Annotated in this window: 1 protein-coding gene; it reads right to left on the bottom strand. The window is 68.5% G+C overall.

The genetic code is table 11. The features are described 5' to 3' along the window. Window positions 1–105: 105 nt before the first annotated feature. The coding region (locus J5M58_RS26760; protein WP_207880388.1) for a hypothetical protein at window positions 106–464 on the bottom strand (359 nt) is incomplete at its 5' end.

The raw sequence follows: 464 nt of genomic DNA, 5'->3' as shown, positions 1-464 counted from the left end.
GCATGAAGGAGCCTCCGTCGTAGCCGATGCGCCGACATCGAACATGCGTGTCGGGGCAGTCAGTCGAGGATACTCAGTCATCGGCGCGTGCGATGGGGCCGGTGGTCATCTGCCGGGCGCGTACTCGACGACGGCTCCGTCGTGAACCTCGACCACACCGGCCGGCTGCACTCCTGCGTCGGGTGACGCGGCCCGTAAATTCGCGATGCCGATCAGACCGCCGGCGACGACGGCGACGGCGAGCATCCACAGCACGAGCGATCGCAGCCGGACCGGCTGACCGGCGAAGTGCGCCGAGGTCTCGTCGAATTCGCGATCGGCAGCCTCGCGGTCGGTGACATCGGTCCAGGTCGGCTCCAGAACCGGCAGGCACGGAGTCGTGTTTGCGCCGCGCGTCGCGATGGAGCCCCGCAACGCAGGACGGGACCGGCGACGACGTTCGACGACAGTGGACCGGGTACGGA

This window comes from Pseudomonas sp. 32_A (assembly GCF_017490905.1).
GTDB lineage: Bacteria > Pseudomonadota > Gammaproteobacteria > Pseudomonadales > Pseudomonadaceae > Aquipseudomonas > Aquipseudomonas inefficax.
Note: the sequence above shows the minus strand (reverse complement) of the source record. Positions and strands in the feature narration are given on the sequence as shown.